Source organism: Calidithermus chliarophilus DSM 9957, from assembly GCF_000430045.1.
Taxonomy (GTDB): domain Bacteria; phylum Deinococcota; class Deinococci; order Deinococcales; family Thermaceae; genus Calidithermus; species Calidithermus chliarophilus.
In genome coordinates this window covers 2,890,300-2,916,070 of record NZ_KE387023.1, presented here as the reverse complement: position 1 = coordinate 2,916,070, position 25,771 = coordinate 2,890,300, and the positions used below count along the sequence as shown (strand labels likewise).

General features: G+C 68.9%; 27 protein-coding genes. 17 read left to right on the top strand and 10 right to left on the bottom strand.

The window, feature by feature from the left end:
* On the top strand, positions 1 to 360 hold the full coding sequence (locus MEICH_RS0114035; RefSeq protein WP_027893169.1) for a DUF952 domain-containing protein: 360 nt from the start codon (positions 1 to 3) through the stop codon (positions 358 to 360).
* 449 nt (positions 361 to 809) lie between these two features.
* A complete protein-coding gene (locus tag MEICH_RS0114030) occupies positions 810 to 1,361 on the top strand; it encodes a CHRD domain-containing protein (RefSeq protein ID WP_218916406.1) in 552 nt (183 codons plus the stop codon).
* A 163-nt stretch (positions 1,362 to 1,524) separates the two neighbouring features.
* Here MEICH_RS0114030 and hemW read toward each other — a convergent pair whose 3' ends face one another.
* From hemW to MEICH_RS0114015, 3 genes are all read right to left on the bottom strand, one after another.
* The gene (gene hemW / locus MEICH_RS25105) at positions 1,525 to 2,679 is read right to left on the bottom strand and encodes a radical SAM family heme chaperone HemW (RefSeq protein ID WP_051304167.1); all 1,155 of its coding nucleotides are present in this window, start codon (positions 2,677 to 2,679) and stop codon (positions 1,525 to 1,527) included.
* A gap of 50 nt (positions 2,680 to 2,729) precedes the next feature.
* Entirely contained in the window at positions 2,730 to 3,650 is a 921-nt protein-coding gene (locus tag MEICH_RS0114020; RefSeq protein WP_027893167.1) for an alpha/beta hydrolase family protein, read from the bottom strand.
* A gap of 310 nt (positions 3,651 to 3,960) precedes the next feature.
* Complete coding sequence (locus MEICH_RS0114015; protein ID WP_027893166.1) at positions 3,961 to 5,295, bottom strand: M20/M25/M40 family metallo-hydrolase; 1,335 nt, start codon at positions 5,293 to 5,295, stop codon at positions 3,961 to 3,963.
* A 20-nt stretch (positions 5,296 to 5,315) separates the two neighbouring features.
* On the opposite strand from MEICH_RS0114015, the gene mglB reads away from it, so the two are divergent.
* Together mglB and mglA are read left to right on the top strand one after the other, a co-directional pair.
* On the top strand, positions 5,316 to 5,807 hold the full coding sequence (gene mglB / locus MEICH_RS0114010) for a GTPase-activating protein MglB (protein WP_027893165.1): 492 nt from the start codon (positions 5,316 to 5,318) through the stop codon (positions 5,805 to 5,807).
* 27 nt (positions 5,808 to 5,834) lie between these two features.
* Complete coding sequence (mglA, locus tag MEICH_RS0114005) at positions 5,835 to 6,425, top strand: GTPase MglA (RefSeq protein WP_027893164.1); 591 nt, start codon at positions 5,835 to 5,837, stop codon at positions 6,423 to 6,425.
* A gap of 79 nt (positions 6,426 to 6,504) precedes the next feature.
* Here mglA and MEICH_RS25100 read toward each other — a convergent pair whose 3' ends face one another.
* Positions 6,505 to 6,777, bottom strand: a complete 273-nt coding sequence (locus tag MEICH_RS25100; protein WP_018466320.1) for a hypothetical protein — start codon at positions 6,775 to 6,777, stop codon at positions 6,505 to 6,507.
* On the bottom strand, positions 6,774 to 7,202 hold the full coding sequence (locus MEICH_RS0113995; RefSeq protein ID WP_157202788.1) for a nucleotidyltransferase: 429 nt from the start codon (positions 7,200 to 7,202) through the stop codon (positions 6,774 to 6,776). Before MEICH_RS0113995 ends, MEICH_RS25100 begins: the two co-directional genes overlap by 4 nt.
* Positions 7,203 to 7,491: 289 nt before the next feature.
* Between MEICH_RS0113995 and gcvT the strand changes: the two genes are divergently transcribed.
* From gcvT to MEICH_RS0113970, 5 genes are all read left to right on the top strand, one after another.
* Positions 7,492 to 8,550, top strand: a complete 1,059-nt coding sequence (gcvT, locus tag MEICH_RS0113990) for a glycine cleavage system aminomethyltransferase GcvT (protein ID WP_027893162.1) — start codon at positions 7,492 to 7,494, stop codon at positions 8,548 to 8,550.
* A 37-nt stretch (positions 8,551 to 8,587) separates the two neighbouring features.
* Positions 8,588 to 8,974: a glycine cleavage system protein GcvH gene (gene gcvH / locus MEICH_RS0113985; protein ID WP_027893161.1), complete on the top strand. Its 387-nt coding sequence runs from the start codon at positions 8,588 to 8,590 to the stop codon at positions 8,972 to 8,974.
* An 84-nt stretch (positions 8,975 to 9,058) separates the two neighbouring features.
* The gene (gcvPA, locus tag MEICH_RS0113980) at positions 9,059 to 10,411 is read left to right on the top strand and encodes an aminomethyl-transferring glycine dehydrogenase subunit GcvPA (protein WP_027893160.1); all 1,353 of its coding nucleotides are present in this window, start codon (positions 9,059 to 9,061) and stop codon (positions 10,409 to 10,411) included.
* 23 nt (positions 10,412 to 10,434) lie between these two features.
* Positions 10,435 to 11,856 (top strand): aminomethyl-transferring glycine dehydrogenase subunit GcvPB, encoded by a 1,422-nt coding sequence (gene gcvPB, locus MEICH_RS0113975; RefSeq protein WP_027893159.1) that lies wholly within the window; start codon positions 10,435 to 10,437, stop codon positions 11,854 to 11,856.
* A 122-nt stretch (positions 11,857 to 11,978) separates the two neighbouring features.
* Positions 11,979 to 12,947: a carbohydrate kinase family protein gene (locus tag MEICH_RS0113970; protein ID WP_027893158.1), complete on the top strand. Its 969-nt coding sequence runs from the start codon at positions 11,979 to 11,981 to the stop codon at positions 12,945 to 12,947.
* Between the two features lie 306 nt (positions 12,948 to 13,253).
* Here MEICH_RS0113970 and MEICH_RS25095 read toward each other — a convergent pair whose 3' ends face one another.
* From MEICH_RS25095 to MEICH_RS0113945, 5 genes are all read right to left on the bottom strand, one after another.
* Positions 13,254 to 13,577, bottom strand: coding sequence for a protease inhibitor I42 family protein (locus MEICH_RS25095; protein WP_036218567.1), 324 nt, complete (start codon positions 13,575 to 13,577; stop codon positions 13,254 to 13,256).
* Between the two features lie 123 nt (positions 13,578 to 13,700).
* Entirely contained in the window at positions 13,701 to 14,132 is a 432-nt protein-coding gene (locus tag MEICH_RS27245) for a hypothetical protein (protein ID WP_051304165.1), read from the bottom strand.
* A 10-nt stretch (positions 14,133 to 14,142) separates the two neighbouring features.
* Positions 14,143 to 15,264, bottom strand: coding sequence for a C1 family peptidase (locus tag MEICH_RS0113955; protein WP_027893157.1), 1,122 nt, complete (start codon positions 15,262 to 15,264; stop codon positions 14,143 to 14,145).
* A gap of 230 nt (positions 15,265 to 15,494) precedes the next feature.
* Positions 15,495 to 16,256 (bottom strand): hypothetical protein, encoded by a 762-nt coding sequence (locus MEICH_RS25085; RefSeq protein ID WP_157202787.1) that lies wholly within the window; start codon positions 16,254 to 16,256, stop codon positions 15,495 to 15,497.
* Positions 16,257 to 16,340: 84 nt separating this feature from the next.
* Positions 16,341 to 16,715 carry a Fur family transcriptional regulator gene (locus MEICH_RS0113945; protein ID WP_027893156.1) on the bottom strand — a complete coding sequence of 125 codons (375 nt, stop codon included), beginning with the start codon at positions 16,713 to 16,715 and terminating at the stop codon, positions 16,341 to 16,343.
* A 91-nt stretch (positions 16,716 to 16,806) separates the two neighbouring features.
* On the opposite strand from MEICH_RS0113945, the gene MEICH_RS0113940 reads away from it, so the two are divergent.
* From MEICH_RS0113940 to MEICH_RS0113905, 8 genes are all read left to right on the top strand, one after another.
* Entirely contained in the window at positions 16,807 to 17,694 is an 888-nt protein-coding gene (locus MEICH_RS0113940) for a metal ABC transporter substrate-binding protein (RefSeq protein WP_051304234.1), read from the top strand.
* Between the two features lie 107 nt (positions 17,695 to 17,801).
* Positions 17,802 to 18,899, top strand: a complete 1,098-nt coding sequence (locus MEICH_RS0113935; RefSeq protein ID WP_027893154.1) for an NAD(P)/FAD-dependent oxidoreductase — start codon at positions 17,802 to 17,804, stop codon at positions 18,897 to 18,899.
* 127 nt (positions 18,900 to 19,026) lie between these two features.
* Complete coding sequence (locus MEICH_RS0113930) at positions 19,027 to 20,331, top strand: APC family permease (protein ID WP_027893153.1); 1,305 nt, start codon at positions 19,027 to 19,029, stop codon at positions 20,329 to 20,331.
* Positions 20,332 to 20,540: 209 nt separating this feature from the next.
* Complete coding sequence (locus MEICH_RS0113925) at positions 20,541 to 21,560, top strand: CobW family GTP-binding protein (protein ID WP_027893152.1); 1,020 nt, start codon at positions 20,541 to 20,543, stop codon at positions 21,558 to 21,560.
* Between the two features lie 64 nt (positions 21,561 to 21,624).
* A complete protein-coding gene (locus tag MEICH_RS0113920) occupies positions 21,625 to 22,800 on the top strand; it encodes a YibE/F family protein (RefSeq protein WP_245587680.1) in 1,176 nt (391 codons plus the stop codon).
* 278 nt (positions 22,801 to 23,078) lie between these two features.
* On the top strand, positions 23,079 to 24,107 hold the full coding sequence (locus MEICH_RS0113915; RefSeq protein ID WP_027893150.1) for an SMP-30/gluconolactonase/LRE family protein: 1,029 nt from the start codon (positions 23,079 to 23,081) through the stop codon (positions 24,105 to 24,107).
* Between the two features lie 34 nt (positions 24,108 to 24,141).
* On the top strand, positions 24,142 to 24,900 hold the full coding sequence (locus MEICH_RS0113910; RefSeq protein WP_027893149.1) for a 50S ribosomal protein L11 methyltransferase: 759 nt from the start codon (positions 24,142 to 24,144) through the stop codon (positions 24,898 to 24,900).
* Between the two features lie 64 nt (positions 24,901 to 24,964).
* Positions 24,965 to 25,663, top strand: a complete 699-nt coding sequence (locus MEICH_RS0113905; RefSeq protein WP_027893148.1) for a 16S rRNA (uracil(1498)-N(3))-methyltransferase — start codon at positions 24,965 to 24,967, stop codon at positions 25,661 to 25,663.
* The last annotated feature ends 108 nt before the right edge of the window (positions 25,664 to 25,771 follow it).

The window sequence follows — 25,771 nt, the reverse complement described above, 5'->3', positions numbered from 1 at the left end:
ATGAAGCTCACCCGCACCATCTTCCACATCACCACCCGCCGCGAGTGGGAGCGCGCTCTGGGACAGCGGGAGTACCGGGCGCAGAGCCTGGAGCGCGAGGGTTTCATCCACTGCTCGACCCCCAGCCAGATCCTCGCGGTGGCCGAAGCCTTCTTCAGCGGCCACCGTGGCCTGGTGCTCCTGTGCATCGACCCCGCCAAGCTCACGTCGCCGCTGTTTTACGAGGGCCCCGAGGACTACTCCTACGGCTACTTCCCCCACATCTACGGCCCCGTCAACCTCGAGGCCGTCACCGCCGTGCTGCCCTTCGACCCCGGCCCCGACGGGCGCTTTCACCTGCCCGAGGGTGTGCCCAAGTAGGCTCCTCGAGGGGGAACACCTGCCGTTAGCGGATAGCCGAACGCCCAACGCTAAACGCAAGACGCCGAGGGCCGGGTCTGAGACCCGGCCTTTTACCTCGAGGAGAGCCTGAGTTCGGAGCCCGAACCTGAGCCCGTTGCATCCATTCCTCCGCGATCTGCGTACATAGGCATGTAATACCCGATTCGGTTAGTTCGTCACCGAACGGCGGCGCCGCCCCGCCTTGGCGGGGCGGCCGACCGAAGTTATCCGCGTGGCGGAGGGCGGTGCCGCCCCTCGGAAGGGATGCGCTTGCTTCGCCGACCGTCAGGGAGGGGTGTGCTCTGGGGTCCAAAAAGATAGCCCCCGGGGCTCTTCGGATCGGATGATTATCTTTTTGAATCCGATATAAGTATTTCCAGACCTTTCGGAACCTCCAAAGTGCTTGTAAGGCCTGAAAGGGGGTCGGCATGAAAGCAGTGCATTGGTGGGCATTGGCTGTGGTGGGGGTGTTCGCACTGGCGGGGTGTGCCCGGATGGACCCGGCGACAGGGGGCGTTTTCGCGATACAGGGGGTGGGCAGCGATTTCGTGGCGCAGCTTTCCGGCGGGGAGGAGGTGCCTGCTAACGACAGCCGTGCCAGGGGCAACGCGCTCTTCGGCCTCAGCGCCGACGGCAGCGAACTGCACTACAAGCTGATCGTGGCCAACATCGAAAACGTGGTGGCGTCGCACATCCACCTGGCCCCGGCGGGGGCGAACGGCCCGGTGGTGGCCTTCCTGTACGGCCCGGCGGCGCCCGGTGGGGGGCGTAGCGACGGCGTCCTGGCCGAGGGCACCATCACCGCGGCCAACCTGGTCGGGCCGCTGGCAGGCCACCCGCTCAGCGACCTCATCGCCGCGATGGAAGCCGGCAACGCCTACGTCAACGTCCACACCAACGACGGCGTGGCCCCGCCCAACACCGGCCCCGGCGACATTCCCAGCGGGGAGGTCAGGGGCCAGATCAGGGCGACGCACTAGACTTCCCGCGGAAGTCGTCGGTAGCCGGTAGCTGCGTCAGGCAGGGCGGTTCAAGGTGACTGGCGGGTGCTTTCGCAAGCGATCCACATGATCGCGTTTCCCCCGAACACCGCCTGAGTACCGGCATCGCCGGGGCCTACGGCCCTTCACCGGGATCGGCGTTTTACCCCACACGACCTGGTAGGCCGTGTGGGGCATTCGTGGGAAGCGCGCTGAGAGCTTCCCACAGCTCGAGGATTACCCGGTGCAGCAGGGGCAATCCCGCGCGGGTCGCCCCCAGGCGCCGGTGGCGTGTCCAGATGAGCCCGCGTTCCTCCAACCGCCGTAGCGTCTTTTCAAGATGGCCCCACAGCTCGAGCCCGCTACGCTCCTCGAGCGCCCCCACGTCCACCCCTTCGCGCAGCCGCAGCCCCAGCATCAGCGACTCGCGGGCGTGCTCGAGCGGGCCGACGGCCTCGAGCCAGGGCGATTCGCCCCCCAGCCAGCGCGGGAGCGGCGGGTTGGTGGCCCTGACCGAGTAGACCTCGTGGCCCTCGACCCCTTTGGGGTAGTGCCCCGCCGCCGCCGGCCCCAGCGCGCCCCAGAAGTCGTTGCGCCAGTAGGCCCGGTTGTGGCGGCTCTCCTCGCCGGGCCGGGCGAAGTTGGAGACCTCGTAGCGCGACAGCCCCGCCTCCCCCAGCACCGCCTCGGCCGCCTCGTAGGCGGCGGCCTCGAGGTCCTCGTCCAGCCGCACGCCCCGCGCCGCGAAGGGGGTTCCGGGCTCGACCTGGAGCGTATAAGCCGAGACGTGCCCCACCCCCAGCGCGGCGGCTTCGCGCAGGTCGGCGGCGAAGTCCTGGCCGGGGAGCCCCAGGATCAGGTCCACCGAGGTGTGAAAGCCTGCCTCGAGGCTCATCTCCACGGCCCGGAGCGCCCCCTTCCGCCCGTGCGCTCGCCCCAGGCTCTCCAGCACGCCGTCCTGGAAGCTCTGCACCCCGAGGGAGAGCCGGTTCACCCCCAGGCTCCGCAGCAGCGCCAGCCGCTCGGCGTTGAGGGTGCCGGGGTTGGCCTCCATCGTCACCTCCGCGCCGGCCTCAAGCCGCCAGGGGAGCGCGGCAAAGAGGCGCTCGAGCTCGTGGCCGCGCAGGAAACTTGGCGTCCCGCCCCCGAAGTAGAGCGTGTCCAGCGGGCCGGGGAAGCGCGCGTGCAGCGCGACGGCTTCTTCGGCGAGGCGCTCGAGGTAGGCCTCCACGACCCCGCCGTAGCGCCGCACTACGTGAAAATCGCAGTAGGGGCAGAGGGTGGGGCAGAAAGGGACGTGGACGTAGAGGCTTCGCATACGGAGGCCGGTCAGGCCAGTCGATGATGACACACTGCCGCTGCCATCGGCTATCGACTATCGGCACCTTTCAGCGTCCGGGCGAAAAAGTCCTGCACTTTGGCGAGGAAGCTCGCGTCGGCGCGGCTTCCGCTGGGGAAGGTGTGGCGGGCGCCGCGGTAGCTGAAGCACTCGGCGCTCTTGCCCAGGGCCTTTAGCTTCTGGCACAGCTCCACGCTCCAGGCGTAGGGCACCTGCTCGTCGGCGGTGCCGTGGTGCACGCTGAAGGCGGCGCGGGCGTTTTGCAGGTGGTAGATGGGGGAGATGGCCTTGATGCGTTCGTCGGGGGCGTTGAGCTCGGCCAGGCCTCGAGTGCGGCCCGAGTAGACGTAGTAGATCTGGCTGGCGTTCTTGCGCTCGTCGCCCGACATTGAGCCGTAGAGCACCACGGCCCGGACCCGCGGGTCTACGACCGCGACGCGCAGCGCGATGCCCCCGCCCATGCTGTGGCCCCACAGCCCCATCCGGCTCCCGTCGGCCTTGGCGAGCGGCCCCTTGCCGCTCTGCCCGCGCACGATGGCGGCCAGGTTGAGCACGTCTATGGCGTAGTTGACGCGGAAGACCCCCTCCGGGCTGCCCTGCGAAGGGGGATGACCCCGGTAGTTGGGGTGGATGACCACGTAGCCCATGCGGGCGATGGCGTCGGCGTAGCGGGTGGTGTAGGCCAGGGTGCGGTAGGTGGCGGGGTTGACGTAGCCGTGCAGCACCAGCACCACCGGGTAGGGGCCCTTGCCGCTGGGCACGTTCATGAAGCCGTACTGGGTCAGGCCCTCCGAGGGCCAGCGCACCAGGTAGCGGGTGAAGCCCCGGTTTTGCGCCAGGGTGCGTTCAATGGTCAGCTCGCCCTTGCCGTAACCCCGCGCTCGCAACTCGGCGATGGTCTCCTGGGCCTGAACCGCCCCGAGCAGCAACAGAAAAGCCAGCCAGCGCATAGGCCAAAGGTAGGCTTCTGGTGCGGGGATGAGCCAGGGGGTAGGGCACAATGCGTGAGTTAAACGCCTAACGCTGAACGCCGATAGCCGATAGCTGATAGCTGGACGCTAAACGCTGAGCGCGGGTCGTACGTCGTACGTCCTACGCCGTACGCAAAAAGCCAAACGCAAAACGCAAGACGCAAGACGCCCCTTCTTCACCCCCCTTAACAAGGGGGGCAGGGGGGATACCCCCTCCCCGCCGGCGGAGAGGGGTCCACCACGCGCCACGAGCCTTCCGCTGATCGCTGACGGCTGAAAGCCCGCCGCCTCACAGCCCTGCGAACTTCTCCAGGGCCCGCTTGATGGCGGCCACCCCGCGCTCGAAGTCGGCGATGCGGATGTTTTCGTTGGGGCTGTGCACCCGGCTGCCGGGGTAGCTGATGCCGATGCTCACCACCGGGGCGCCCAGGTGGTGGGTGAAGGGGTACATCGGCCCGCTGCCGCCCGAGCTGAGGTGCACGACGGGCTCGAGCCCGTAGGTTTCGCGCAGGGCCTCCACCGCTTGCTGCGCCCAGGGGGCCCCCAGGTCGCTGCGGGCGGGGTGCTCCCCGGCCTCCAGCGTGATCACCTCGACGTCGTCGAAGCCGTGCCGGTCGAGGTGCCGGCGCAGCAGCTCGACCACCTCGAGCGGCTCCTGGTCGGGGACCAGGCGGAAGTCGAGCTTGGCGAAGGCCTCGGCGGGCAGCACCGTCTTGGAGCCGGGGCCGCCGTAGCCGGAGTGGAAGCCGTTGATGTTGACCACCGGCTCGGCGGCCAGGCGGCGGTAGAACTCGGTGCCCTTCGCCCCGCCCAGGAACCCTTTCACGCCGTACAGCTCGCTGAGGTGCCCCGACTCGTCGGGGATGGTCTCGAGACTCTTGGCCTCGGCCTCGCTCAGCGGGCGTACCCGGTCGTAGAAGCCCTCGATGAGCACCTTGCCGTCGTTATCGCGCAGGCTCGCCAGGGCCGCCGAGAGGCGGTAGATGGGGTTCTGCACCACCGCGCCCAGCGAAGAGTGCAGGTCGTAGCCCGCCGTCCGCACCCGCAGCTCCACCGCCACGATCCCCTTGAGCCCGCAGTAGACCAGCGGGCGCCCCGAGGTGTCCACGCTGCCGAACTCCCAGATCACCGCGTCGGCCTGCAGGCGCTGGCGGTTCTGCGCGACGTAGGCCTCGAGGTTGGGGCTGCCCACCTCCTCCTCGCCCTCGACCACGAACTTCACGCGGAAGGGGAGGCTGCCGTGCTCGTCGATGAGCCACTTGAGCGCCGCCAGGCGCGAGGTGAGCTCGCCCTTGTCGTCGCTGATGCCCCGCGCGTACCAGTGCCCGTCGCGCTCGGTCATGGCGAAGGGGTCGCTCTCCCACAGCTCGAGCGGGTCGGCGGGCTGCACGTCGTAGTGGTTGTAGAACAGCACGGTAGGGCCGCCCTCCCCGCCCTCGGCGTAGACCACCGGGGCGCCGGGCGTGGGGTGGATCTCGGCCCGCAGGCCCAGTTCCTCGAGCAATTCCTTCACGCGCTGGGCCGTCTCGGGCAGGGCGCGGTGCTCGGCCGAGACCGAGGGGAGGGCCACCAGGTCGCGCAATGTCTCCTGGGCGTAACGGATAACCGTGTCGGGGAGTTTCATGGTGCTAAACTTACCTAGATATGATTGAGCCCGCAATAGCGCTCTACGGCTCGACCTTTCAGAGCGTGATGAAGACGCTCGAGGAGCTGCTGCGCGAGAGCGGCGCCCGCTACGTGATGCTCTTGGACCGCAAGGGCTTCGTGCTGGCGCACAAGGAGGCCCTCTGGGCCCCTCGCCCCCCCGCGCTCGACTCGCTCGCGACCCTCATCGCCGGCAACGCCGCCGCCACCCAGGCCCTCGCCAAGATGCTCGGCGAGCCGCGCTTCCAGGAGATCGTCCACCAGGGCGAGCAGAACGGCCTCTACGTCGAGGAGATCGGCGAGGTGGCGTTGCTGACCATCCTCTTCGACAACTCCGCGCCGCTGGGGCGGGTCAAGCTCACGGCCAAGAAGGCCGCCCAGGCCCTCGAGCAGCTCACCCGCGAAGCCATCGTCACGCCCAACAAGCTCGGTATCGACACCGACTACCGTGACGGTGCCAACGCACTGCTGGACGAGCTATTCGGAAACTAAGGCGCGAATGCTAGAGGACCGATTGAGATGAGCACGATCAACTTTGCCGCCCGCGAGATCAACTTCAAAATCGTCTACTACGGCCCCGGCATGTCCGGCAAGACCACCAACCTCAAGTGGGTCTTCGGCCAGATCCCCGACACCCGGCGCGGGGACATGGTCTCCCTCGCCACCGAGGACGAGCGCACCCTGTTCTTCGACTTCCTCCCCGTCGACCTCGGCGAAGTCAAGGGCTTCAAGACCCGCTTCCACCTCTACACCGTCCCCGGGCAGGTCTTCTACAACGCCAGCCGCAAGCTCATCCTGCGCGGCGTCGACGGGATCGTCTTCGTGGCCGACTCCGCCCCCAACCGCCTGCGGGCCAACGCCGAGTCCTTCCGCAACCTGCGCGAGAACCTCGCCGAGTACGGCCTGACCATGGACGAGGTGCCCATCGTGCTCCAGGCCAACAAGCGCGACCTCCCCGACGCGCTGCCCGTGGAGATGGTGCAGATGGTCATCGACCCCGACAAGAAGTACAGCATGTTCGAGGCGGTGGCCTCGACGGGCGTGGGCGTCTTCGAAACCCTCAAGGCGGTGAGCCGCCTGGTGCTCTCGAGGGTCGCCACGGCGGGCTGAGCAAGCCACCCCCGCGCTACGCCTTGGTGCGGCTGTCGGAGTTCCAGGGTGACTTCTGATGGAGTCACCCTGGAGAAACTTAGGGCGAGGGGTCAGGGGTTGGAGGGATTTGGGCCTGGGGTCCCCTCGACAGCGGCCGTTTGACTGCGACCGGGTAGATGCGTTCGATACAGATGGGCGGGCTGGGCGCCTCGCCTCGCGCCTGGGCCTCCTCGAGCCGCACCCGCGCCCAGAACTCGGCCATCTCCACCACCGCCCGCAGGCGCACCTCCAGCGGTAGGGCCAGCCACCGCTCGCGCTCGGGAGGCACCTCGTCGAAGCGGTACTTGCGGGCTGCGGGCTTGAGCTTCATTGGTTTCCTCCGGGGTCCAAGCCCTCGATGTCCCGCAGGTCGATAGAGCGTCCGAATGCCCGCTTCAGGCGCACGAAGTCTTCCTGACTCACCACCTTGAGGGAAACGCCCCCGACCTTGCGGTCAAGGCTGCGCTCGTAGGCACCGTCGAAGTCCTGGCCTTCGATCACGATGAGGTCGACGCGGTTGGGCTCATAGCCCAACTGGATCACCCCAGGCGTGGCGAAGTCCTCGACCGTCAACCCCAGGTTGTCACCGCCGAAGAAACGGGTGATGGCGCTCAGCAGGCGGTCGGCCTGGTTTGCGTCCACCCACAGGTCGAGGTCCTTGGTATAGCGCGGCTGGCCCAGGAAAGCAAGGGCGTACCCGCCGATGATGATCGAGCGCACGCCTTCTTCGTTCATGATGCGGAGCAGCTCCAGCATGTCCTCCGTCACTCCTGACCTCCGGTGTCGTGATTGCGATCCAGGCACAGGGATTATAGAACCTAGCGAGATGTACTTCCATCCGTGCATTCCCAGCCGTGCATTGTGGATGTGCCAGCTCCTGCCTCTGAAGGTTTCGGCTTGCTTTGGATGAGCGTCAGACGGCAGTGCCATGCGGTGGCCCGAGAAGTGCCCTGGTTGTGTCTCCTTCAGACTTAAGCTCCAGGGCCCGCTCGAGCCGAAAAAACCGCAATGCAGCCGCGGGCGGGGATGGTGAATAATCAGCCTTGTGAAAACCACACCCCTTACGGTGGCCCACCGGGCGCTGGGCGCGAAGATGGCGCCCTTCGCCGGGTACGACATGCCCATCCAGTACACCTCGATCAGCGCCGAGCACCTGGCGGTGCGCGAGGCGGCGGGGATGTTCGACGTCAGCCACATGGGCGAGTTCTGGATCCGCGGGGCGCAGGCGCTGGAGTTCTTGCAGTACCTCACCCCCAACGACGTGTCCAAGCTCAAGGTGGGCCGGGCGCAGTACTCCATGCTGCCCAACGCCGAGGGCGGGCTGGTCGACGACGTCTACGTCTACCGCACCGGCGAGCAGGAGTACCTGATGGTGGTCAACGCGGCCAACGTCGAGAAGGACTGGGCCCACGTGCAGGCGCTGGCCGGGGGCTACGCGGTGGAGCTCGAGAACGCCTCCGAGGACTGGGCCCTGATCGCGGTGCAGGGGCCCAAGGCCGCCGAGAAGCTGCAAACGCTGTGCAACACCGACCTCTCGGCCACCCGCAAGAACGACACCTTCGTGGCCGAGGTCGCGGGGAAGGCCGCCCGCCTGGCCCGCACCGGCTACACCGGGGAGGACGGCTTCGAGGTGTTCATCGCCCCCGCCGACGCCGAGGCGGTGTGGCAGGCGCTGCTGGAGGCTGGGGTCACGCCTTGCGGGCTGGGCGCGCGGGACACGCTGCGCCTCGAGGCGGGCCTCCCCCTCTACGGCCACGAGCTCACCGACGAGACCAGCCCGCTGTGCACCTCCTTGGCCTGGGTGGTCAAGACCCACAAGGACTTCTACGGCAAGGCGGCCATGCTGGCGCGCAGTTGCGAGCGGCGCCTAGTGGGGCTGGTGCTCGAGCAGGGCATCCCCCGGGAGGGCTACAAGGTGTTCGCCGGCGGCGAGGAGGCGGGCTACGTCACCTCGGGCACCCTGTCGCCCCTCAGCCGCAAGGGCATCGCCCTGGCCTACGTGGACGCGGCTCACGCCGCGGTCGATACTCCCCTGCAGGTGGAAATCCGTGGCAAACTGTATGCGGGAAAAGTCAGCAAGTTGCCGTTCGCGCCGTTAGGATAAAACCGTTGGGCCGTGCGCCCTGACGCTTGGAGGCATCATGGAATATCCCGATAACCTTCGCTATACCAAAACGCACGAGTGGGTCCTGCTGGAGAACGACGGCATCGTGACGGTGGGCATCACCGACTACGCCCAGGACGCTTTGGGCGACGTGGTGTTCGTGGAACTGCCCGACGTGGGCGAACAGGTCGACGCCGGGGAGGGCATCGCCGCGGTGGAGTCGGTGAAGACCGCCTCCGACATCTACGCCCCGGTCTCCGGCGAGATCGTCGAGGTCAACATCGACCTCAACGACCAGCCCGAACTGCTCAACACCGAGCCCTACGGCGGGGGTTGGATCTTCCGCATCAAGCCCGACAACCCCGCCGACGTGGAGAAACTGCTCGAGGCGCCCGCCTACCAGGAGTTCGCGGAAAGCCAGTAAAGGCCAATAGCCCCGTAGCTGATAGCGGATAGCCCAGGTGACTTTTGGCTATCGCTATCGGCTATAAGCTATCAGCGAGACGCTATGGACTATACCCCGCACACCCCCCAAGACCTCCAGGCCATGCTCGAGCGCGTGGGCGCCAGGAGCCTGCTCGAGCTCTTCGAGGACGTGCCCGCCGAGATCCGCGACCCCGAGCTGCGGCTCGACCCCCCGCTCAGCGAGGCCGAGCTGATGCGGCACTTACGTGAGCTGGCCGCCCAGAACGGCAGCGCCGTGGCCTCCTTCCTGGGCGGGGGCATCCGCAGCCACTACGTGCCCGCCGTGGTCCCGGCGCTGGCGGCACGGGCGGAGTTCCTCACGGCCTACACGCCTTACCAGCCCGAGGCCAGCCAGGGGCTCTTGCAGGCCATCTTCGAGTACCAGACCATGATCAGCGAGCTCACCGGCCTGCCGGTCGCCAACGCCTCGATGTACGACGGCTCGAGCGCCCTGGCCGAGGGGGTGCTGCTGGCGCTGCGCGAGAGCGGCCGGATGAAGGTCGCCCTCTCGCAGGGGGTCCACCCCGAGTACCGCCGGGTGGTCCAGACCTACGCCGACGCGGTGGGCGCCGAGGTGGTGACGCTGCCGTTGGTGGAGGGCAAGACCGTGCCCCGGTTGCCCGAGGGGGTGGGCGCGGTGGTGGGGCAGAACCCCAACTTCCTGGGCACCGTGGAGAACCTGGCCCCCCTGGCCGAGGCCGCCCACGCGGCGGGGGCGCAGTTCGTGGCGGTCGTGGACCCCGTCTCGCTGGCCGTGCTCAAGGCCCCCGGCGCCTACGGCGCCGACGTGGCGGTAGGGGAGGGGCAGCCTTTGGGCAACGCCATGGCCTACGGCGGCCCCCACTTCGGCTTCATGGCGGTGCGGGCGGAGCTGGTGCGCCAGTTGCCGGGCCGTCTGGTCTCCGAGACCACCGACGCCGACGGCAAGCGCGGCTACATCCTCACCCTGCAGGCCCGCGAGCAGTACATCCGCCGGGCCAAGGCCAAGTCCAACATCACCACCAACGCCCAGCTCACCGCGCTGATGGGCGCGGTCTACCTGGCCGCGCTGGGGCCGCAGGGCCTGCGCGAGGTCGCGGTGCGCTCCGTCGCCACCGCCCACGCCCTGGCCGAGCGGCTGGCCGCGATCCCGGGCGTGAAGATGGTGACCCCCGCGCCCTTCTTCAACGAGTTCGTCCTCGAGCTCCCCAAGCCCGCCGAGGAGGTGCGCCGCGCCCTGGCCGAACGCGGCATCCACGCGGCGAGCCCGGTCCCGGCGGAGTATGGCCCCAAGGCGCACGGGCCTGCCCGTCCCGAAGGGAATCTGACTCACCTGGCCCTCTTCGCCTGCACCGAGCAGCACACCGAGGCCGACCTGGAGCGCCTGGAGGCTGCTTTGCGGGAGGTTTTGGCATGATCGCCGACAAGCCCGAAGTCACCGTGGAATCCGCCCTCATCTTCGAGAAGAGCGTGCCCGGCCGCCGGGGCGTGTTGCCCCCCAAGGCCCCTGAGGTGGACCTGGGGGCCCTGCTGGGCGCCGAGAACCTCCGTCCCGAGCCCCCCAGGCTGCCCGAGGTGGACGAGCTCACGCTGGTGCGCCACTACACCAACCTCTCGCGCCGCCAGATCGGCATCGACGTGACCTTCTACCCGCTGGGCTCGTGCACCATGAAGTACAACCCCAAGGTGCACGAGGCCGCGGTGCAGCTCTTCGCCGACCTGCACCCCTACCAGGACCCCTCCACCGCACAAGGGGCCCTGCGCCTGATGTACGAGCTCCAGCGCGACCTGGGCGAGATCACCGGCATGGACGCCGTGACGCTCCAGCCCGCGGCCGGCGCCCACGGCGAGCTCACGGGGATCATGGTCATCCGGGCCTACCACGCCAGCCGGGGCGAGGCCGAGCAGCGGCGGGTGGTGCTGGTGCCCGACTCCGCCCACGGCTCCAACCCGGCCACCGCCAGCATGGCGGGCTACCAGGTCAAGGAGATCCCCTCCGGCCCCGACGGCGAGGTCAACCTCGAGGCCCTGCAGGCCGAGCTCGGCCCCCACGTCGCGGCCATCATGCTCACCAACCCCAACACCCTGGGCCTCTTCGAGCGGCGCATCCTCGAGATCGCCAAGGCGGCCCACGCGGTGGGGGCGCAGCTTTACTACGACGGGGCCAACCTCAACGCGGTGATGGGCATGGCCCGCCCCGGCGACATGGGCTTCGACGTGGTGCACCTCAACCTGCACAAGACCTTCACCGTGCCGCACGGCGGCGGCGGCCCTGGCTCGGGCCCGGTGGGCGTCAAGGCCCACCTCGCCCCCTTCCTGCCCGTTCCCCAGGTGGTGCGGCAGGGCGAGGGCTACGCGCTCGAGTACGACCGCCCCCAGAGCATCGGCCAGGTCAAGAGCTTCTTCGGCAACTTCGGGGCGCTGGTGCGCTCGTACGCCTACATCAAGATGCTGGGCGCCGAGGGCATCAAGAAGAGCGCGGCGCTTTCGGTGCTCAACGCCAACTACCTCAAGGAGTTGCTCAAGGGCGAGGGCTTCCGCATCCCCTACGACCGCACCTGCATGCACGAGTTCGTGGCCCAGCCGCCCGAGGGCATCCGCACCCTCGACGTCGCCAAGGGGCTCCTCGAGATGGGCTACCACCCGCCCACGGTCTACTTCCCGCTCATCGTCAAGGAGGCTTTGATGGTCGAGCCCACCGAGACCGAGAGCAAGGAGACGCTCGAGGCCTTCGCCCGCGTCATGGGCGAGGTCATCCGCAAGGACAAGGAGTGGCTCGAGGGCGCCCCCTACACCACCCCGGTCCGCCGCCTCGACGAGGTGCAGGCCAACCGCAGGCCCAAGCTTCGCTGGGGGGAGTGAGCGCGCCGGGCCCGACGCCCGACGCCAGACCCTGAAGGAGGCCCGTGGGGAAAAGCCTTTAACCACGAGCCACAAGCTTTCAGTTAGCCCTCGACCCTGGTCTCCCGATCCCGGATGCCCCGATGAGCCATGAACCCAAACTTCTGGTGTCCGTAGGCGACCTCGCCTGGGACGTGCTGGCCAAGCCCGACCACCCCCTGCTGCCCGGGGGCGACACCACCGGCCGGGTGCAACTGGTGGGGGGCGGCTCGGCGGCCAACCTGGCGGTGTGGGCGGCGCGGGTGGGCTACCCCACCGCCTTCGTGGGCAAGGTGGGCCGCGACCGCTTCGGCCGCTACGCCGTGGAGGACCTGGCCGCGGAGGGCGTGACCCCGCACGTGGTCTGGAGCGAGGCCCGGCCCACCGGGGTCATCCTGGTGTTCATCGACCCGCACGGGGAGCGCTCCAACCTCACCTCGCAGGGCGCCGACTTCGACCTGCTGCCCGAGGAGCTGCCCGAGCCCGTGCTGAGGCAGGCCGGGCACGTCCACCTCACCGCCTGGTCCTTCTTCACCGACCCGCCCCGCCAGGCCGCCGTCCGGGCCGCGCAGATCGCCCACGAGGGCGGGGCGACGGTCTCCTTCGACCCCGGCTCCTACCAGATGATCCTCGAGCTCGGCCCGCGCAAGTTCCGCCGCATGATGCAGGAGCTCTCCGTGGACTTCCTCTTGCCCAACCTCGACGAGGGCCGCGCCCTCACGGGGGCGGTGGAGGCCGAGGAGGTGCTCGAGGCGCTTTGCGAGCTGTTCCCCGGCATGGTGATCCTGCTCAAGCTGGGGCCCGAGGGCGCTTTGATCTTCGAGTCGGGGCGCGTGGTCCGGGTCGAGGCCACCGCCGACGCGGCCATCGACGCGACGGGGGCCGGCGACTCCTTCGGCGGGGCCTTCCTGGGGCACTACCTGCGCTCGAGGGACGCCGAGGCTGCCGGGAGGCTGGCGGTGCAGGTCGCCGGCTGGGTGGTCGGCCGCTTCGGGGCCCGCGCCCCGGCCGACGAGGAACTGCGCCGCAGGCTCGAGGCCTACGGCCCCCTCATACCGGATTCAAAAAGATAATCACCCGAACCAAAGAGACCCAGAGGCTATCTTTTCGGGTCCCAGAGCACACCCCTCCCTGACGGCCGGCGAAGCAAGCGCATCCCTCCCGAGGGGCGCTACCGCCCTCCGCCACGCGGATAACTTCGGCCCGGTCAGTCCGGCGCCGGACTGACCGAATCGGGTATCACGCGCCGCTGACCGGCTCCTTACGCCGGGAAAGGTCGCGGCAGGGACGACCGGTCGTCCCTGCCGTGCCTGACGCGGCTATGGGCCATCCGCTATCGGCGGGCAGCTTCCGCAGGAGGCTCGCCGTGGGAAGCGCTCTCAGGCCGCCACCCGCAGGTGTAGCCGGAAGTGCCGGTCCACGGAGCTTTCCCCGCTCCACGCCTGCCAGTGCCGCAGCTTGAGCGTGAGTTGCCCGGGTGCTTGGGCGCGGAAGCGGAAGATGCGCTCCCCGCCCGCGCCGATGGCCCCGCCGCGATCGAGGGCGAAGTCGTCCTCGAGGAGCTGGAGAAGGGCCGGGTCGGGGGCCTCGAGGCTCCAGCGGTAGCCGGTGGTGGGGTTCTCCTTCAGGCGCAGCTCGAGCTCTTCCCCCGGCCGCAGCTCCACCTCGCGGTCGTGGTCGGCGTCGGTCAGCACCTTCCTCATGGGCTCTCCGGTCTCAGGGGGTGGGGGCATTCCCCCGGCCCCCACCCCTTCCATCCCTTCCTGGTCGTGGTTTGCGGCAAGGTCGGCCTCGGCCCGCGCCGGCCCGGCATCCCACAAACCGCTCTACCAGACGTAGATCTCGTAGATCTTGCCGTCCGCTTCCTCCCGCACGCTGACCTGGCCTTGGGTGGCCTTGGCGTTGGCGGCGAGCACGGTGAAGGCCATGGCGGCGCTGTCGGAGTTGTCGGCGAACTTGCGCCAGCCGATGTCGGTGAGGGCCAGCCAGACGTTGCGGTTGGCGCTGTTGGCCCACAGCATGCTGACCTTCTTGCCGCTGATCCAGGTGCCGGTGATGCCTTCCACGGCCCGCGCGGCGGGGGGCTCGAAGGTGGGCGCCATGGGCTCGGCCGCCGCCTGCTGGCCCGTGATGTCCTCGATGGGCAGCGGGGCGTTGGCGATCTCCTGCTCGATGACCGAGGTCATCGGGGGGGTGAGGGTGGGCTTGGCCTTGCCCTCGGGGGCCCGCTGGGGGACTTGGCTGGTCTTGTTGGCCATGATTCTCCTCCTACAGTATGTAGATCTCCCGGATCACGCCGTTGTCCTGGTAGAGGTTGATGGGGCGGTTGAAGGCCTTGGCGGTGGAGAGCTGGGTCAGCATGTCGAGGGTGACGTTGTCGCTGTCGTAGGCCAGCCGGCGCCAGCCCAGGTTGCCCTCGCTTCCGCTGAGGTAGACCCAGGCGTTGCGGTCGGCGTTGTTGGTCCACAGCCCGACGACCTTCTTGCTGTACAGCCAGCCGCTCTCGAGCACCCGCGTCACCCCGTAGGCCCCGCCGTAGCTGCCGATGCCGCACTCGCCGTAGGCGATGCGGAAGAAGCCGGCCTCGCCCCAGCCGGTCCCCCAGCTGTTCTTGGCGATCCAGTACCCCCCGGCGTCGTTGTAGCCCACGATGCTCACGCAGTGCCCGCCGGCCAGCGCGCCCGAGACGTGGCGGTAGACGCCGCCGGTGTAGTTGAAGAAGTCGTTGTAGACGTAGAGGCAGGCCACGATGGGGCCGTTGGTGGCGATGAACTCCTTCATGGCGCCGGCGTTGTTGGAGAGGGTGTCGTAGGTGCTGATCTTCAAGACGAAGTTCTCCCAGCCCGCCACCAGCCCGCTGCAATTCTGGTCGGCCGCGGTGTAGGGGTAGTGGGCCTCGTCGGTGACGCCCTTGTCGCGCAGGGCGTCGAGGGCTTTGTCGGGCCACCAGCCGTTGCCGCAGTTGCGCCCTTCGGCGCGGGCGTGGCAGTAGAAGAGCTGCGCCTCGGAGAAGTCCACGGCCAGCCCGGGGCTGCCGCGCTGCACCCGCAGCCGCGACTCCATCGCGGCGAGCACGCCGAAGGCGACGCACGAGCCGCAACCGCCCTGGTTCTTCACCGCGGTCACGTAGTTACCGCCGCCGACGTTGCGCCAGTCCATGGCCGCCGGGGCCCCGATGGCCGTGGCGGCCAGCGCGCGCATGGCGCTGCGGTTGGCCTCGATCTCCCGCTCGATGTCGGCCTCAGTCTTGCCCTCGGGGAGCGGAACCCCCAGGAGCCGCTGCTTCTCACTCTGCGGGAGCTCGGAGACCGAGGTGATCCCGGCCTGCCAGGGGGCGCCCTCCTTCGCCAATGCTGCCTGTAAGCTCTCTAATTCGCGTCCATCGGCCATAATTCACACCTCCCTCGAGCGTTCTTCACCACGGGCTCGAGCCGGTTGGGGCGGCGAGGCTTGGCGTAGAAGTCGGCACGGTTGCGTCCCCGGACGGGAGCAACGCGGGGAAGAGCGCGGTCTATCTGGCGATGCAGGAAGAAAAACCCGGTCGGGAAATGCTCCGGTGCGCAAGACACCTACATCGCTGTATTTCACCACGCGGAAGGTTACATTAAGGTTTCACTTAATCAATGCTTAACCCGTAAGGGGGTGCCGCCTCGAGCCACCCCGAAGTCGTGCGAGAGCCGGGCGTTGTGCGCGTAGGCGATGGCCCAGCGGGGGTCGCGGCGGCTGAGGCGGCGCAGCGCCGACTCCCACAGCTCGAGGTCGTCGCGCAGCCGCCCGGCCAGCTTCCACAGCGCGTCCACCCGGCCGCACACCAGCACCGCCTGGCGCAGGGCCTCCTCGAGGGTCTCCCGCAGCTCCACCACCACCGGGGCCTCGGAGTTGGGCAGCAGCGGCCCCTGGTACAGCGCCACCGCCTCCTCGACCCGGCCCGCCGCCAGCAGGTCGCGCAGCTCGAGGAAGTCGGCGCGGAAGGGGATCTCCAGGCGGTAGGGGCGGCTGCCGATGGGCATCTGGTCGCGCAGGCGGCACAGCTCGGTCTTGCAGCAATTGGGGTTGCCGCCCTCGCCGTAGACCAGCAGGGTCAGCTGCTCGCAGGTGCAGCCCTCGGGGTACAGGGCCAGCGCGGTGAGCAGCTCGGCGAAGCGCAGCCGCAGCGGGGCCAGCTTTTGCCCCAACAGCACCTTGGACTGCCCCAGAAAGCGCAGCTCGAGCAGGCTCTCGCCCTGGCCGGGCTCGTCCGAGAGGTCCCAAAAGCTCGTGGCTAGGCCGCGCAGCTCCTTCGCGAGGGTCTGTAGCCGGGGGTCCTGGGCCTGGGCCAGGCGCGTCTCGAGCTCGTCCAATAAGTCGCTGAATCTATCGGGGAAATAAAATTGCCTCAACATGGCTTGCCTCCTACGTTCCCGACTCTAGCCAGGAGGCCTTGCCAAGGCCTGACCGGCCCCGATGCGACGGTCCAGACGCAGAACCTAAGACGCCGGGCAATCCGGGCAATTGCCGTAGAGCACGATCTCGTGCCGCTCGGCGCGGAAGCCGGGCGGGGCGAGCCAGGAGAGGTCGCCGGGGCAGGCCATGAGCTCGAAGACCTTGCCGCAGGAGGTGCAGTGGAAGTGGTGGTGGTGCTGCTTGCCGGCCATCTCGTAGCGGGCGGCCTCGCCGGGCAGGTCCACGACCACCACGCTGCCTTCTTCCACCAGGGCGTTGATGGTGCGGTAGACGGTGGCGATGCCCAGGCCCGGCACCTGCTGGCGGGCGTGCTCGAGGATCTCCCCGGGGGACAGCGGCCGGTCGGCTTCGCGCAGGGTGTCCCGGATGGCCTGCCGTTGCCGGGTGGAGCGCTCCATGGCCCCAGCATAGCAGAGCCACGACTTGACAAGAATGATAACTCATTATCAATATAGAGCGTTGCAGCGGACTCGGGAGGAACCCATGCGCATGATCCAACTCATTCTCATACTCACGGTGGCCGGGCTGGGCTTGGCCTCGGCCCAGGTCAGGGTGGCCGCCACCCTCGGCTTCATCGCCGACATGGTGCAGAACGTGGGCGGTCAGCGGGTCCGGGTGGTGCAGGTAGTGCCCAACGCTGCCGACCCCCACAGCTTCGAGCCCAAACCCTCGGTAGTCCGGGAGGTCGCGAACGCGAAGCTCTTGTTCGCCAACGGCCTGGGGCTCGAGCCCTTCTTCGAGAAGCTCGAGGCCCAACTCCCCAAGACCGCCCGCGTGGTCGAACTGGCCGAGGGGATGCCGGGCCTGCTCGAGGGCGAGGAGCACGCCGGGGAGGAGGGGAAGGGGGAGGACCACGCCCACGGCGCCTACGACCCCCACCTCTGGCTCGACCCCACCTACGGCGTGCGCTACGTGGAGAAGATCCGCGACGCCCTCAGCCAGGCCGACCCCGCCGGCAAGGCCACCTACGCCGCCAACGCCAGCCGCTACGTCGCCGAGATCCGCAAGGCCGACGCCGAGGTGGTGGCCTGCCTCGAGCCCATCCCCCTTGCCCGGCGCAAGCTGGTCTCGCAGCACGAGGCGCTGGGCTATTTCCTGCGCCGCTACCGGATCACCAGCGTAGGGTCCATCGCCGACTTCGCGGGCCAGGAGCGCGGCCCCCAGCGCTTCGCCAAGCTGGCCCAGGAGATGAAGAAGCAGGGCGTGAAGGTGGTCTTCGCCGAGCCCCAGTTCTCCCAGGCCGAAGCCCGCGCGCTGGCCGAGGCCACCGGGGCCAGGGTCAAGCTGATCTACTCCGACGCCTTCGACGCCGCCGTCAACACCTACCTGAAGCTCATCCGCGCCAACGGCAAGGCGGTGTGCGAAGCCTTCCGCTGAGCCGGTCTCCGGCACTGAAAGCGTAGGCTCGGTGGTGCAGGGCCCGGAGCGGTAGGCTGGTCGAAACGTTGGCCGGGGCCGCGAGCCCCTACATTCACGGAGGAATCGTGGAACGAGTAGACGTGCTGGTCGTGGGCGCGGGAGCCGCCGGGGTGGGGGTTGGCATCGCCTTGCAGAAGCTGGACCTGCGGGTGGGGCTGGTGGACCGCTACGGCGTGGGGGCTTCCTTCCGCCGCTGGCCCAAGGAGACCCGCTTCATCACCCCCTCCTTCACCTCCAACGCCTTCAACCTCCCCGACCTCAACGCCCTCACCCCCGACACCTCCCCGGCCTACAGCCTGGGCAAGGAGCACCTCTCGGGCGTGGACTACGCCCGCTACCTCGCCGCGCTGGTCAAGCACTACGAGCTGCCCGTGGCTACCAAGACAGCCGTCGGGCGGGTCGAGCCCCTGGCCGAGGGCTTCCGGGTCCACACCAGCCAGGGCCCCATCGAGGCCCGCTTCGTGGTCTGGGCGGTGGGGGAGTTCCAGTTCCCCAAGGCATCGCTCAGGGGGGCCAGGAACGGCCTGCACTACGGCCGGGTGCGCTCGTGGGCCGACCTCGAGGGCGAGGAGCGCCTCGTCGTCGGGGGTTACGAGTCGGGGATCGACGCGGCCTACAACCTGGCGATGGCCGGGAAGAAGGTGGTGGTGGCCGACCCCGCCGCCCCCTGGGAGTCGAGCACCGGGGAGCCCAGCGTCGACCTCTCGCCCTACACCCACGAGCGCCTCGAGGCCGCCCTCCAGAGTGGCCGGGTCCGGCTGTCGCGCCTTAAAGTGGAGGGGATCCGCGCCGTGGACGGCCACTACGAGGTGCTCCACGAGGGGGGCAGCTTCCGGGTGGCCCACCCGCCCGTCCTCGCCACCGGCTTCGGCGGGGGGCTCGAGAAGGTGGGGGGCCTCTTCGCCTTCGACGGCCCTAAGCCCCTGCTCACCGAGCAGGACGAGTCCACGCTCACGCCGGGGCTCTTCCTGTGCGGTCCCAAGGTCAACCACCTGAACACCGCCTTCTGCTTCATCTATAAGTTCCGCGCCCGCTTCCCCGTGGTGGCGCAGGCCATCGCCCGGCGCATGGGGCTCGACGAGGGGGCGCTCGAGGTCTACCGCAAGCGGGGCATGTGGGCCGACGACCTGGCCGCTTGCTGCACCAGCCGTTGCGCGTGTTAGGGGCTTCCGCAGGAAGCCCGTCGATAGTCGATAGTCGATAGTCAAGGGCTGGGGGCTGGTGGATGGCTGCTCTCGGCGTTCGGCATTCGGTGTAGGACGTACGATCCCATACTTCCCGAACTGTTCTATGAACCGGCTTCCTCCGTCACTCCATTGGTTTCAAGGCCTGCTGCTGATCTGTGGGGCCTTTTTCGTCAGCGTGTACCAAACCGGATGGGCCCTCAGCGAGATCGGGAGCTGGTCGCTGCTGGTTTGGGGTGCGGTGGTGCTGGTGGGGCTGCTGCAGGCCTGGCTGCTCTACCGCCTCGCCCGGGCCTTCCCCCACAAGGCCGGGGGGACCGCGACCTACGCGCTCGAGCTCTTCCGGGGCCGCGGCCGCGTGCTGGCCTTCCTTTCGGGCTGGGGGTACTGGGTCGCCTGGACCCCGGCCACCGTGCTCAACAGCTACCTGTGCGCCAGCCTGCTCGAGTCGGTCCTGGGGACCGCGCTCGAGCCCGTCCCTCTCGCGCTGGGCATCCTGGCGTTGCTGTACGCGCTCAACTGGTTCGGGCTTTCGCGGGTGGTCGTCTCGTCCTACGTGCTCGCCCTGCTGGTCTTCGTGCCGCTGGGGGTGCTGGTCTGGCTGGCCTTCCAGAGCGTGACGCCCGAGAAGCTGGCCCTGACCCTCGACTTCGCGCAGGCCCCCGGCTGGCTGAGCCTGCTCAAGTGGTTCTTCGTGATTGCCTGGACCGGCTACGGCCTCGAGATGATCTCCTCGGTGGTGGCCGAGACCCGGGGGGACCGCGCGCGGCCCATGTTCGCCTGGGCCTCGCTGTGGAGCGTGCTGGCCTTCGTGGGCATCCCGCTCCTGCTGGCCCTGCTCACCGACTGGGACACGCTCTCGAGCGACCCCTTCGCCAGCCTGCGCCCGCTGTTCGTGCGCCACCTGGGCGAGGGCGGGGCCCTGATCCTGACCTTGTTCCTGGTGGCCGCCCTGCTCTACAGCGCCCTCGCCATCCTGGTCCCCAGCACCCGCACCGTCTACCAGATGAGCCGCGACGGGCTGCTGCCGCCCTACTTCGCCACCGTCAACCGCTACGGCACGCCCCAGGGCTCGCTGGTGCTCGACCTCCTCCTCAACGCCGGCCTGCTGCTGGCCTTCCAGGCCCGCCTCGTCGAGATCCTGGCCGTGGCCAACGTGGGGTACATGCTCGTCTTCGTGCTGCTGCCGGTGGCCTACGCGCTCCACGAGCAGCGCTCCGGGCGGCGGGCGGGGGGCCTCGAGCGCGCCCTCGTCGCCTTCTTGTTCGTGCTCAACGCCGCGGTCTTGCTGCTGGGCGGCGCCGCCTGGGGCCCCTTCGTCTTCGGGGCCGGCTGGCTGCTGGTCCTGGCCGGGGTGCCGCTGTACTTCCTGTCGCTCCGCTGGGCCGGCGCGGCGCGCTCGAGCGCCTAGGCACCGGCCATCCTGTAATACCGGATTCAAAAAGATAATCACCCAAACCAAAGACCTTCAGAGGCTATCTTTTTGAATCCTAGAGCACACCCCTCCCTGACGGTCGGCGAAGAAAGCGTATCCCTTCGGTCGGGTCAGTTCGTTCCCGAATGGGGACGAACTGACCGAATCTGGTATAACCATCTGTTTGCACCATCGCCTGAGGAACCATGAAAAAACCCGTCCCAGTCTCCGTCCTGGTGGGCTTTCTGGGCGCCGGAAAGACCACCCTGCTCAACCACCTCCTCTCCTCCGACCACGGCCGCAAGATCGCGGTGATCGTCAACGAATTCGGCGCGGTCAACGTCGACGCGGGCTTAGTGCGCCACGCCACCGAGCACGCCGTCGAGCTCTCCAACGGCTGCATCTGCTGCACCCTGCGCGAGGACCTGCTGCACGAGCTGCGCGCGCTGTCGGAGGTAGAGGGCCTGGAGTACATCCTCGTCGAGTCCACCGGCATCGGGGAGCCTTTGCCCATCGCCCAGACCTTCCACATGGCCGACCTCCCCGAGCGGGTGCGCCTCGACGGCCTCATCACCGTCGTGGACGCCCAGAACTTCTGGGACACCTGGAACCGCGTGGGCCTGGCCGAGGACGCCGAGGGCCGGGCGGTCGAAGAACCCCTCGCCCCGCTGCTGGCCGACCAGCTCGAGTTCACCAACGTCGTCGTGCTCAACAAGGCCGACACGGTGAGCCCGGAGGAGCTGGGCCGCCTCGAGGCCTTCGTCCGGGGCCTCAACCCCGGGGCCCGCGTCTACCCCAGCGTGTACGGCCGGCTCGACCCCGCCCTGCTCCTGGACACCGGGCTCTACGACTACGCCGAAGGCATGCGGGACGAGGGCTGGGAGGAGGAGTGGTCCGAGCCCTCCTCCGAGGCCGAGGAGTACGGCTTCGAGAGCTTCGTCTTCCGCTGCGCCGAGCCGCTGTGCTGGACGAAGTTCGAGGCCGAGGTGCTCAACGCCTGGCCCGCACAAGCCCTCCGCTCCAAGGGCTTCGTGGCCTTCGCCGACCACCCGCCCGTCCTGATCCAGCACGCCGGGATGGGCCTGGTGTACGAGGTGCTCGAGGAGGTCTCGAGCCCCCAGGAGGGCGCGGGGGAAGGGCTCGAGACCGAGATCGTCTTCATCGGCCAGCACCTGCTGCGGCACCGCTCGAGCATCGAGGCGCGGCTGCTGGCCTGCCGGGCTTAGCGTCGCTTTAAACCCGCCGCTTTTTTAACGGAGCCCTCAAGCCGCGGTATAAGCTAGCCTGGTGATCCGTGTTCTGGCCCTGCTTCTGCTCTTCGTCCTGCCGGTCCTGGCCCAACCCGGCCCCGCCCCGCAGCCGGGCGAGGTGAGCGAGTCGAGCTACCTCGAGGGGCGCATCGAGGCGCTGGCCGGGGGCAAGGCCGTGGTGCGCCTGCGCGACGGGAGCGTGGTAAGCGCTGACCTGCCCATCGAGGAGATCGGGCCGGGGGCGAGCACCGCCAGGTTCCCCCGCTGGGTGCGGGTCGGGACGGACGTGGTGCTCTACCGCACCACCGTGACCACTGCGGGCGGCCAGCAGCAGACCTACGTCACCGTCACCGAGCCGCTGCGCATCCCCTACCTGCTCATCCTGCTGGGCGTTTTCTGCGTCTGCGCCCTGGTCTTCGGCCGCGGCCGGGGCCTGCGGGGGCTGCTGGGCACCGCCGTGAGCCTGCTGGCCCTGGTCTTCTACGTCGTCCCCCAGATCAACGCGGGCGTAAACCCCCTGCTCGTGACCTTCATCGGCGCCTTCGGCATCCTGGTTTTTTCCATCTACCTCGTCCACGGCGTCAACCGCAAGACCACCGCGGCCCTGATCGGCACCTCCTTGGCGACGCTGCTGGCCCTGGTGCTGGCCGCGCTGTTCACCCGGTTGCTCGGCTTCACCGGGCTGGTCTCTGAGGAGGCCTTCTACGCCTACCGCAGCATCCAGGGCCTCGACCTGGTCTCGCTCTACCTGGCGAGCGTGGTCATCGGGGCGCTGGGCGCCATGAACGACGTGACCGTGACCCAGGCGGCCGTGGTGCAGGCTTTGCTCCAGGCCAACCCGCGCTACGGGGTGCTCGAGCTCTACCGCCGGGCCATGTCGGTGGGCTTCGACCACATCGGCTCGCTGGTCAACACGCTGGTGCTGGCCTACAGCGCCGGGCTGCTCCCCGCGATGCTGCTCATCCAGCAGAGCGGCACCCCCGTGCGCTACCTGATCAACCTCGAGGTCTTCGCCGCCGAGATCGTGAGCATGCTCGTGGGCTCGACCGGCCTCATCCTGGCCGTGCCCCTCACCACCCTGATCGCGGCCTACCTGCTGCGCGGCACGGGAGCCTACGCCCACGTCGAGCGCCGCTGGCCCAGCCCCGGCGAGCGCAAGCTGGGCGGCCGGGACACCTCGTGGGCGCTGCCGAAGGAGGACCGGGAGGAGGAGTGAGGCCTCCGCCCTGCGGCCAATCCTGTGGACGCGGCCGGGGGCCGGCTGCGGTCTCGAGGCCTCCTTCAGGGCGAGCGGCGGTATAATAAACCTCTTACGAAAGTTCGTGGACCACCTTAGGTTGTCGTTCCCTGCAGGGTTATCGGCCCTGGATTATCGACCAGCGACTTCAGCGAAGGGTTTATTGTCCGGAATTCCGAAGGTATGCAGCGCACGCCCACCTGCTAGCCGCGCCAGCGGCCGGTTGGGGGCACCGCCAAGATTGGAGGGGAAGATTCATGGACCGGATCAACGTGAAGATCGGTGCTGCGATGCTGTTGGTCGGGGTCGTCTCGGGCGTCTTGTTGGCCCAGCAGCAGGGGCCTCAGCCCTTCTTCGTCGGCAACCCGCTCGGCCTGCCGGTCAACCCGGCCGCCGACGGGACCTTCGCGCCGATGTCCTCGAACGTGAAGGTGTACGGCGCCGTCTACTCGGCCGAAAGCTGTTCCTACGACCCCGACCGTGGCCTCATCGTCGTGCCGAACCGCGGCGTGGGGCAGGCCGTGCAGACCAACAACGCCTGGGTGTCGTTCATCAACCACGACGGCTCGGTCCATACCGCGCGGTGGATCGGCGTCCAGACCCCCGAGCAGCGGGCCAACCTCACGCCGCCGCTGGTCCTCAACGAGCCCTTCGGCAGTGACATCGCGCGCGGGATGCTCTACGTGGCCGACCGCGACGGCGGGACGGGCCCCAACGACCCCTCCGTGGCCGTCGTCCGCCGCTTCGACATGAAGACGGGCGCCCCGGCCGGCGAGGTCAAGGTGGACCGCTCCACCGGCTTCAACGACATCGAGGTCGCCGACGACGGCACGATCTACGCGACCCAGACCGGCACCGGCGGCCAGAACCCCGACCCGATGAGCTGGCAGGTGTGGAAGATCACCCCCGACGGCAACGCCTCCATCCTCGTCCAGGGCGCCCCGCTGCGCCAGCCCAACGGCATCGCCATCGACCCGCAGGGCAACATCGTCGTCGTCAACATCGGCGACAACGCGGTGCTCACCTTCTCCCCGAGCGGCCAGTTGCTCAAGACCGAGAACGCGGCGCAGGCGGGCAGCGACGGCCTGGTGATCATGCCGGACGGCACCAAGTACGTCAGCAGCGTCACCCTCGGGGGCGTCTCCCGCATCCGCCCCGGCGGCACCGCCGAGCTCATCGCCCAGAACATCCCGAGCGCGGCCTCCATGTGCTACGACGCCGGCGCGAACCAGCTCGTGATCCCCATGAACGCCAACAACGGGCTGGCCTTCATCCGGCTGAACTGACCGCCGCGGCCGCGCTTGGCGTTAAACTGTCGAGGTGCACGTTTTCTGCCTGAAAGGCGACTTCGAAACCCTCGACGCGTACACGCCGCTGCTCTTCGACCTGGGGGCCAGGGGCCTCGAGGAGAAGCCCGGCGAGGTCTGGGCCTACTTCCCCGACCGCCTCGAGCTGCCCCTCCCCGGGGAGTGGCTCGAGCTGCCCGACACCGACTGGCTCGAGGCCTGGCGCCGCGACCTGAAGCCCGTGAAGGCCGGGCCCTTCGTGGTGCTGGCCCCCTGGCACGAGTGGGCGGGGGACGAGCAGCGCATCGTGCTCGAGCCCGGCATGGCCTTCGGCACCGGCCACCACGAGACCACCCGCATGGCCCTGGAGGCACTGGCCGAGCGCGTGCGGCCAAGGATGCGGGTGCTGGATTTGGGCACCGGGTCGGGCATCCTGGCCATCGCGGCGGCCAAGCTCGGCGCCGAGGCCGAGGGGGTGGACATCGACGCCGCGGTGATCCCGCACGCCCTCGAGAACGCCCGCATCAACGGCGTGAGCCCCCGCCTGGCCGAGGGCACGCTCGAGAGCGTCGCCGGGCCTTACGCCCTCGTGGTCGCCAACCTCTACGCCGAGCTGCACGCCTGGCTCGCCCCCGACTACGCCAAGGCGCTCGAGCCCGGCGGGACGCTCATCCTCACCGGCATCCTCGCCGAGCGCGAGCCCGTGGTGCGGAAGGCCCTCGAGGCCGAGGGCTTCGCGCCCCGACAGCGCCGCCAGGAGGGCGAATGGGTGCTGCTGGCCTACACGAGGTGAACCGTATGCCATCCAACCTCCCTCCGGCCTCGAGCGCTCGGCGTTGGGCCTTCAGCCTGTAGCCATGCGCCCCCACCGTGCCCTGGTCCCCCACCTGAGCCCCGAGATCGAGCTGCGGGGCCGCGAGGCCCACCACCTGCTCGAGGTCCTGCGCGCCCGCCCCGGCGATTTCGTGACGGTCTTCGACGGGAAGGGCCTGGAAGGCCGCGCCGTGGTCGAGTGGGCAGAGGCGGGCATCCTGCGGCTGCGGCTCGAGCAGACCTGGGAAGCCGGCCGCGAGGCCGGGGTTCCGGTCGAGCTCTACGTGGCCTTGCTCAAGGGCGACGCCCTGGCCGACGTGGTGCGGGCGGCCACCGAGCTCGGCGTGACCCGCGTCGTCCCCGTCGTCACCGTCCACTCCGTAGCCAAGGAGATCGGCGCCAACAAGCTCGAGCGCCTGCGCCGCGTGGCCGTGGAGGCCGCCAAGCAGTCGGGCCGCACGGTGGTGCCGGCGGTGGCCGACCCCATCCCCCTCAAGCAGGTCCCCGAGGTCGAACAGGGCTTCGTGGCCCACGTCGGCGCCGAGCTGCGGGTGCGGGACGTGCTCGAGACCGACAAGCCCGTAAGCCTCGCCACCGGCCCCGAAGGCGGCTTCAGCCCCCAGGAGGTCGAATTCCTCACCGGCCGCGGCTTCCGCCCCGTCACCCTCGGCCGCCGCATCCTCCGGGCCGAAACCGCTCCGCTGGCCCTGCTCGCGCTGGTGACGGCGGGGGAGGGGTTGTGAGGGAGCACCGGGCGGGTGCTGATATGCCGATAGCTGATAGCCCATAGCCAAACGCAAAACGCAAAACGCTAAACGCGGGTCGTGCGTCGTACGCCGTACGCCGTACGC